The following is an 8,815-nucleotide window of genomic DNA, read 5'->3' on the forward strand; positions in this document are numbered from 1 at the left end:
CTAGGCTTCTAGACCGTTAGATGCCCCATCGGGGCATGATGCCGAACAGTCTAATAGCCGAACAGCCGAATAGTCTGGAAGATCCTGACCATGGCTGAGCCGCTGAAGAAAACGCAGGAGACACCCGACCGCAAGCCGGCAACGGCCATCGGCGCGGGCATGGAGAAACCGCCGACCAAACCCCCGGCGCCGCCCGCGGATCGTCCGCGTGGGCCGGGGAGCAGGATGCCGCCGATCAGCCAGTTGCGAGGCCGCACGCTGGGCCGAATTCTGATCAAGATGGGCAAGCTGACCCGTACGCAGGTCGGCGAGGCCCTCAACATTCAGAAGAAGAACCCCGGACCGATCGGCCAGATCCTGGTGGAGCTCGGGTATGTCGACGAATCGGACGTACAGATCGCGCTGGCCGCCCAGGTGGGCATGGAGCCGATCGATCTGAACAAGATCGACGTCCCGAAGGAGGTGCTGGCTCTGGTTCCGGCGAAGGTTGCTCACACCTACAAGATCATTCCGATCGATTATGAGCCTTCGACGAAAACGCTCTCGATCGCGATGGACAACCCGGCCAACTTCCAGGCCACCGATGACCTGAAAACGCTGATGGGGCTGGCGATCAAACCTTATCTGTCAAACCCCGACGACATTGCCGCCAGTCTCAACAAGTACTATCCCGAGGATCAGGCCGAGTCGATCAGCGACCTGATCAACGAGCTGGCCGATGATGAGGACCTCGCCAAGTTCGCCGACCGCGGCGACGGCATCGACCTGGAAGAGCTCAAAGAGGTGGCGGAGTCCAACCCGGTCAAGAAGCTGCTCAACCTGGTTCTTCTGCAGGCCATCCGAGACAAGGCGAGCGACATTCATTTCGAGCCTTTCGAGGACGAGTACAAGATCCGGTATCGCATCGACGGCGTGTTGTACGAGATGGTGCCGCCCCCCCGGCACATTGCGGTGGCCATTGCCAGCCGTATCAAGGTCATGGCCAACCTGAACATTGCGGAACGCCGTCTGCCGCAGGACGGTCGTATCGAGTTGACGGTCGGCGGCAACCCGGTTGATCTGCGCGTGTCCGTTCTGCCGACCATGTTCGGCGAAAGCGTGGTGATGCGTGTGCTGGACCGCAGCAACGTGAAGCTGAGCCTTTCGCGGATCGGTCTGCGGGACGATGACATGAACATCTTCCGCCAGCTCATCGCCAAGCCGAACGGCATCATCATCAACACCGGCCCGACCGGATCGGGGAAGACGACGACCCTGTATGCGGCGCTGGCGGAGCTTAATGACATCGAGACCAAGATCCTGACCGCCGAAGACCCGGTGGAGTATGACATCGACGGCCTGTGCCAGTGCCAGGTCAACCCGGACATCGGGTTGACGTTTCACCGGTGCTTGAGGAGTTTTCTGCGTCAGGACCCGGACGTCATCCTGGTCGGCGAGATTCGTGACCTGGAAACGGCCAAGATAGCCGTGGAGGCCTCGTTGACCGGACACCTGGTGTTTACGACGCTTCATACGAACGATGCCCCGTCGGCCGTGGCCCGGCTGATGGACCTGGGGTTGGAGCCGTTCTTGTTGACGGCCACGCTGGAGGCGGTGGTCGCGCAGCGGCTCGTTCGGAGGATCTGCGAGAACTGCAAGGCGGAGTTTCACCCGACGGAAGAGATGCTGATGGAGCTGGACCTCAGGCCGGAGGACGTGCGCGGCAAGGTGTTCATGTACGGCCGGGGATGCGACTACTGCAACAACACCGGTTACCGGGGACGGATGGGCTTGTTTGAGATGATGCTGATGAACGACGATCTTCGGGACCTGGTGATGAAGCACGCGTCGACGAACATACTGCGGAACGCGGCCCGCAAAATGGGGATGCGGACGTTGCGGGAGTCGGGCTTGCTGGCGATTTATGAGGGGATCACGACCATCGAAGAGGTAGTGAAAGAGACGATTATGGAGGAGATGTAAGGGGTCCGGGATATGCGGCCCGCGGCCGGTCGTTCCGGCCCGGGCGGAGACGCGTGACCCCGGGGTCTTCCCGCGTGGAGGCTGACCATGCCGACCTTTCAATACGAGGCCATGAACCAGGCCGGCCAGGAAGTCAAGGACGAGATCGAAGCTCAGTCCGTGGAAGACGCTCTGGCGAAGATCAGGCAACAGGGCTACTACCCGACCAAGCTCCGCCAGAAGGGCGGCAAGCGGGGGCAGAAAGCCGCCGAGGCGGGCGGTGCCGGCGCGAAGGGTAAGAAGAAGACGGTTGGCGGGTTCGGGAAGGTCAAGAGCAAGGAGATCGTGCAGTTCACTCGTCAACTTTCGACGCTGCAGGACGCCGGTCTGCCGATCCTGCGTTGCCTTCGGATTCTGGAGCAGCAACAGAAGCCGGGCAAGCTCCGCCTGATCCTTCGGAACGTGGCGGACGACGTCGAGGGCGGCTCGACGCTTTCGGAGGCCATGGCCGCCCAGCCCAAAGCGTTCGACCGCCTGTACTGCAATATGGTGGCCGCGGGTGAGGCCGGCGGCGTGCTCGACGTGATCCTGCAACGTCTGGCCGACTTCATGGAAAAGGCCCAGCGGCTCAAGAGAAAGGTGATGGGCGCGATGATCTACCCGATCGCGGTGATCACCTTCGCGATCGGCATCGTGTCGGGCCTGATGATCGCGGTCATCCCGAAGTTCAAGACGATTTTCGCCGACTTCGGGACGTCGCTGCCGGCTCCGACGGTGGCATTGATCAGCATTTCGGAGTGGTTCGTTCATGGAACGCCGCCAGGATGGGTGATCGTGTTCCTGTCGCCGGTGGGGCTCATGCTGCTGGTCAAACTGATCAAACAATCGGAGTCCGGGCGATTCGCGATCGACACGATCAAGCTGAAGATTCCTATTCTGGGGAACATCCTGGGGAAATCGTCGGTGGCCCGGTTTACCCGGACGCTGGGAACTCTGTTGGCGGCCGGCGTGCCTATCCTGGAGGCGATTAATATCACCCGCGATACGTCCGGCAATGAGGTCTATGCCCGAGCCCTCAAGTCGGTTCATGACGACATCCGTGAGGGCGAGTCGTTCGCCAACCCGCTGCGGGCGGCCAAGATCTGCGACAACATCGTTATCAACATGATCGACGTTGGCGAGGAGACCGGCGATCTTGACAAGATGCTGATGAAGATCGCCGATAACTACGATGAGGAAGTCGAAACGCTGGTCGACGGGTTGGTCAGCCTGCTTGAGCCGGTGATCGTTATCGTGCTGGGAGCGATCGTCGGCTTTATTGTCATCGCCCTGTTCCTGCCGCTGGTCGAGTTGATCAACTCGGTTTCTTCGGGCGGGCAGAAGGAGGGCGTGTGAACCGGCGCGTCCGCCCGGGGCCATCGGAGCCGAGAGTGGCCTGCAGGATGGCCTGTTCGGGGTCTGGAGAGATGTAAGCTCTTGGGCCTCAGTGGTTTATCGCGACGGGGGTGGCTGTGTGCGGGACCGAGCTTGGGTCGGGCAAGCCCGGTCCGGACGGTGACTTGGCTGCGATGGTGTGCTACCATCAGGTGGGGCGGGGTTATTGGGATGCCTGCCCGGCCTGCCTCGAAGCGGCCATAAGCCTGCGGTCGCAGGTTCTCAATAAGGAGCGTCACGATGACTTGCCGCGTCTGTGTTTGTCGCCGCAGGGGTTTTTCCCTCGTCGAACTCCTGGTCGTCGTCGGTATTATTGCGTTGCTGGTGGCGATCCTGGTCCCGTCGCTCAATGTGGCTTCCCGGAGAGCCAAATCCGCGGCAACGCTGAACACGATTCGCGTCCTGGAGACGGGTTTGGAAACCTTCAAGGCGGACGTGGTGGTCGGCGGGGCGTATCCGGAATCTGCAGTCGAAGTGCCTCTCGGTCGCGGCTCTATCACCGCGGCTAATCCCCACCCGTCTGGCCTCACCGGCAAAGTGCCCTTCAATGGGGCCTCGTACCTTGTTTGGGCGCTGGCGGGAGCTGATCTGCTTGGGACGCCCGGTTTCCTGGATTTGACCGGAAACGGCAGTTGGCGCGACGACACGGGATACTCGGGAACACACGCTCTTTATCAGATCGACCCGAATAGTAGGAGGCCGATCCATCCTCGCTATGGTCCTTTTGTTGCCGTCGAAAGTATGAGATTGGCCCGATGGAACGATAAGGAAAAGTGCTTCTTTGTCGAGAAGGATATCAGTCGTACCCCGTTGCCTTCTACGTGTTTCCTTGACGCGTTTGACCAGCCGATTCTGTACTATCGGGCGAATCCGGCCGGGACACTCATTGCAGGGGTGCAGACAGCTCTGTCGCCCGGGGCCGCAGGGCTGGGCATCTACGATCTGTACGACAACTTCACGTTTACCGGTGTCGTCAACCCGGTGGACAACCAATTCGGTCCCAGGTTGAATAGGCCGCAGGGTCTTGATTTTGGGGCCGGTCGGATCCATCCGTTGGGCCAGTTGGGTAACCCGCTCAATCCCGGGGCCACGCTCCGCACGTTTTCCTATATGATTTGGGACAGCAACGTGCTTGCCTTGCCGCGTCCGCAGCGTCCGGACACGTTTATCCTCATTTCGGCGGGGCCGGATCACCTGTACGGCACGCCCGACGACATCGGCAACATCCAGATCAAGAAGAAGTAGCGCGGCCGGCGATTACGCAGGACTCATGTGGTTGCGATTGCTGCACGCTCGCCTCTGCTGCGCGCGGCAGGGAGGGGATTCGTGCGTGGTCCGGGGCTTGGACGGGGGTATAATCTTGGAGGTTTGACGCCGGTCCGGTTTTGTCGATGAGGTGAGGTTGCGGGTGAGCGACGCAGGTTTACAGGCGAAGCTGGAGAGAATGAAGGAGGTTCTCCGCGGGTTGGAGCGGGTTGCGGTGGGCTTTTCGGCGGGGGTGGATTCGACGTTCCTGCTGAAGGTCGCGGTGGACACGCTTGGGCCGGCCAACGTGGTGGCCGTAACCGCCGACAGCGAGAGTCTGACCCGCCGGGAGCTGGATGAGGCCCGGAAGTTGGCGGCCCAGATGGGTGTCGAGCACGTGGTCGTCCGCACGGATGAGCTGGATGACCCCAACTACCGGGCCAACCCGGCCAACCGCTGCTATTACTGCAAGCAAGCGCTGTTTCGGAGGCTAGACGAGTTCATCGCCGGGCGGGGGGCGATGGTCATGGTCATCGGCGTGAATACTGACGATTTCGCCGACTGGCGGCCGGGCCTGCGGGCCAGCAAGGAGAAAGGCGTTCGCATGCCCGCGGCCGAGGCCGGCATGAGCAAGGCTGATGTGCGTGAGTTGAGCCGCCAGATGGGTTTGCCCACACACGACAAGCCCTCCAGTCCGTGTCTGGCGTCCCGCCTGCCGTACGGCGAGGAGATCACGCCCGAGAAGCTCAGCCAAATCGAGCGGTCGGAAGCCTTCTTGCACTCACTCGGTTTTCACGTCTGTCGCGTGCGTCATCACGGCAACATGGCCCGGATCGAGGTACCTGCCGATCAGATCGAGCGATTGTGCGAACCTGCGACACGGGCCAAGGTTGACGCCACCCTCCGAGAGTTCGGCTACCAGTATGTGGCCGTCGACATTCGTGGCTTCCGCAGCGGAAGTCTCAACGAGATGCTGTCCCCGTCGCAAACGGGCGTTCAAGCCAAGTAGGGCAGCGTCGAGCGACGCGGGACGTGTCATTGGGCAGAGGCGGAGGGATGAAGGCAGAAGGCTGAAGGCGGAAGGCGAAAGGCTGAAGGCGGAAGGATGAAGGAGGAAGGATGAAGGATGAGGGAGGAAGGATGAAGGATGAGCTGAGGAGGCGAAGCTCGGCGGCTACGTTGCGGTATCGACTCATCCTTCCGCCTTCATCCTTTCTTCCCAAGGCGGACCGCCTTTTTGCGGGTCGCAACCCAAGCGCTCTGCGATCAAGAAACATGCGCGCAAGCCGCACAGATGTCTGGCCGTAAGGTTCTGAACCCTGAACCCTGAACCCTGAACCCCTGTCCCGTGCTCAATACACTTGCAACCGCGGCGAGTGTATCCCCATCTCCTCCAGTGTCCTGTGTATCTGGAGGCAGTTTTGCTCCGGCTGATTGAGGTCCAGGTGGTACTCGAACTGCAGCCGGGCGTCGCCGTTGTCGGCGACACATTGGCGGACCCAGGCGTCCATGTCCTGGGGGCTTCCGGCGGTGAGCAGATGGGTTTGGGGCATGATGTCGATGCGGATGGGCCCGAACCGGTCTCGGACGGCGGCGACGCTGGTGCCGCTTCCGAGGTTCAGGATGGCAACGTTTCGGACTTCGCGAAAGACGTCGAGCAGGTGATTGGAGTTGCCACAGGAGTGGAGTCGCAGCGGCCCGACGCGATCGGCCAGATTGTTGAGGCAGGGCAGGGCGAACTCGGCGAACTGGTCCGGCCCCATCATGCAGCCGGAGCACTCGCCGGTGTGCAGGCCGGTGACGGTGATCCCGGCGGCGTCGGCGAAGAGCTGAATCAGCTTGACGTAGGCGTCAACGATCCAAGCGAACAGTTCGCGGACGAAGCCCGGGTTGTCGGCCATTTCGAGAAAGACGCGTTCGCCGATCAGTTTTTGGGCGGTGGTGATGATGCCGTGGGTGGTGGCCCGGCCTGTGGTGTCCCAAAAGAAGGGCGGGATGACAGCCACATCCGGGCCGAGCGTCTGTCGCATCTCGTGGACTTGGCCCAGCAGGAGGCTGACGGGCCAAGTGTCCGGCCAATCGATGTTCCACAAGGGACCGACGTCGGTCAGCCCGGCCAGCGGTTCGGGTGAGATATCCGGGTCTTTGTCGGGCGCAATGATAAAACGGGCCCCAACGGCCGCACCGAGGATGAGATTTGGCTGTAGGCCGCCGACCAAGGCCACCGGCCGTCGCCGGCCTTCGACCTGCACGAGGTGGGCCTCGATGCTGTAGATGGGCAGGTCGGGAAACCGCTGGGCGACGAAGGCCTGCATCCGGCGCTCCTGTTCAAGTCGGCGCCGCGGGTCGAAAAAGAAGCCCTCGTCGAACAGGAACCCCCCATGCGCGTGCAGCCAGCCGAAGCTTACACTGCCGAGGACGGACATGTGCCCAGTGTCAGGCATAGTTTGTCTCTGTCGCCGGGTCGCATCACCTCTGGCGACTCTGGCCTGCCCCGAAGGACCGTGGTTTCATTCAGGGGGTCGCGCTCTCGGGCGCAGGAATCGGCCGGCCTGTGACGAGGCTGTACAGAACATCAGGGCAGAGATCGGCTCCGTTCGGCCACTGGATGGTTCCGAGCTCTGTGTTGACCGTGACCTGCCGAAAGTAACCGAGGTCTTCGAGGGGGGCGAAGACGCCGCCCTGCCCCACAACCCAGTCCTGAAGGTTGGCCTCTCCCTGTGTGCCGTCAGTGAAAACGAGTCTGAGGCGATACTGGCGAATCGGGGTGGCTTCGGTTGTGCGAGGAAACATGGTGACCTTCGGCATACAACTCCTTTCTGTACAGCCATTATACTGTGCCAACAACCGTCAAGTAAGGAAGGGCGCAAGGAAGACGGGTGGAACGTCGAATTGGAGAACGGTCTAACCCAGTGGCAGCTTTACCGCTTGCCTCTGCCTCGCCGAGATCTCCGCCGCGAAGCAGATTTCCATCGTTTCGGCCGCATCCTCGATGTCGGGCATCGGCCGTCGGCCGGCATTAAGCGCATCGATCAACTCGGCCACCTCGCCGTCGAACGGGTGGTGCGATACGTCGCCGGAGTCGGGCAGGATCGTCGGGATAGTCGCGAAGCCGGTCTGGCCGTCGTAGAGGTCGCCGGCGAACTGGTTGTTGCGGAAGCTGCCGGCTGTTCCGTAGACCTCCACGTTAAACACATACGGCAATTTCGCCTCCAGGCAGCAACCGACCTTGCCGATGCTGCCGTCGTCGAATTTGAGCAGGGCCAGTTCGGTGCTTGGGTAGTCGAGTGCATTGGTGCGGCCGGCGGAGTACGCCGACACTTCCACCACTGGCCGGCCGACCAGGAAGCGAATCGCGTCGATGGCGTGGCAGCCGCCGATCAGGAGACTGGTTCCGGCCGTTGCCCGCGTGGTGTGCCAAGGTTTGGTGTAGGGCTTGCCGACGATGCCGTGCAGATAGTCGGTCTCTGCGAAGATGATCCGGCCGAGACGGCCTTCCGCGATGTTTCTGCGGATGATCTTGAGCAGGGGGTTCCAGCGCAAGACGAAGCCGATGATGGTTTTCACGCCCGCCTCGCGCACCGCCGCCCGTATGGCTTTCATGTCCTCCAATGTCAGGCAGACCGGCTTTTCGATGATGATGTGCTTGCCGGCCTTGGCGGCCGCGAGGGTGATTGGGGCGTGAAGATGATGGGGTGTGAACACGCCGACGATGTCGATTGAGGGATCCTTCAGGGCGGCACAGAGATCGTCTGAGCAGGGGCAATTCAGGTTATGCTCACGGGTGAACGCGGCGGCGCCCTCGTACGTTCTTCCGACGACGTAGCCGATTCGGACATCGTCCCGCTTGCAGAATGATTTCGCGTAAGCCCCGGCCACCCATCCAGGCCCAACAACCGCAACGTTCCAGGTCTTCTTCGGCACAGGTCTGTCCTCTCATGATGTCGGCTGTCATCGGCAGGTCTGCGCCGCCTTCGGCGACTCCGACCTGCCCTACGTTCTACTCGCGACATGGCCGTTGCCAGGCTGTCATCGGCAGGTCTGCGCCGCCTTCGGCGACTCCGACCTGCCCTACATTCTACTCGCGACATGGCCGTTGCCAGGCTGTCATCGGCAGGTCTGCGCCGCCTTCGGCGACTTCGACCTGCCCTACGTTCTACTCGCGACATGGCCGTTGCCAGGCTGTCATCGGCAG

7 protein-coding genes are annotated in these 8,815 nt (G+C 61.8%); 4 read left to right on the forward strand and 3 right to left on the reverse strand.

Annotated elements, in window-relative coordinates; translation table 11 throughout:
• The first annotated feature begins 90 nt into the window (after positions 1 to 90).
• The 4 genes from PLL20_14530 (at position 91) to larE (ending at position 5,629) form a co-directional block, all read left to right on the forward strand.
• On the forward strand, positions 91 to 1,962 hold the full coding sequence (locus PLL20_14530; GenBank protein ID HPD31205.1) for an ATPase, T2SS/T4P/T4SS family: 1,872 nt from the start codon (positions 91 to 93) through the stop codon (positions 1,960 to 1,962).
• Between the two features lie 87 nt (positions 1,963 to 2,049).
• The gene (locus tag PLL20_14535) at positions 2,050 to 3,336 is read left to right on the forward strand and encodes a type II secretion system F family protein (protein HPD31206.1); all 1,287 of its coding nucleotides are present in this window, start codon (positions 2,050 to 2,052) and stop codon (positions 3,334 to 3,336) included.
• A 279-nt stretch (positions 3,337 to 3,615) separates the two neighbouring features.
• A complete protein-coding gene (locus PLL20_14540) occupies positions 3,616 to 4,620 on the forward strand; it encodes a type II secretion system protein (protein ID HPD31207.1) in 1,005 nt (334 codons plus the stop codon).
• A gap of 163 nt (positions 4,621 to 4,783) precedes the next feature.
• On the forward strand, positions 4,784 to 5,629 hold the full coding sequence (larE, locus tag PLL20_14545; protein ID HPD31208.1) for an ATP-dependent sacrificial sulfur transferase LarE: 846 nt from the start codon (positions 4,784 to 4,786) through the stop codon (positions 5,627 to 5,629).
• A gap of 343 nt (positions 5,630 to 5,972) precedes the next feature.
• Here larE and PLL20_14550 read toward each other — a convergent pair whose 3' ends face one another.
• The 3 genes from PLL20_14550 to PLL20_14560 form a co-directional block, all read right to left on the reverse strand.
• Positions 5,973 to 7,064, reverse strand: coding sequence for a uroporphyrinogen decarboxylase family protein (locus PLL20_14550; GenBank protein HPD31209.1), 1,092 nt, complete (start codon positions 7,062 to 7,064; stop codon positions 5,973 to 5,975).
• 70 nt (positions 7,065 to 7,134) lie between these two features.
• The gene (locus PLL20_14555; protein HPD31210.1) at positions 7,135 to 7,428 is read right to left on the reverse strand and encodes a DUF2442 domain-containing protein; all 294 of its coding nucleotides are present in this window, start codon (positions 7,426 to 7,428) and stop codon (positions 7,135 to 7,137) included.
• A 96-nt stretch (positions 7,429 to 7,524) separates the two neighbouring features.
• Complete coding sequence (locus PLL20_14560) at positions 7,525 to 8,544, reverse strand: Gfo/Idh/MocA family oxidoreductase (protein HPD31211.1); 1,020 nt, start codon at positions 8,542 to 8,544, stop codon at positions 7,525 to 7,527.
• Positions 8,545 to 8,815: the final 271 nt, after the last annotated feature.

The sequence above is a fragment of the Phycisphaerae bacterium genome (genome assembly GCA_035384605.1).
GTDB lineage: Bacteria > Planctomycetota > Phycisphaerae > UBA1845 > PWPN01 > JAUCQB01.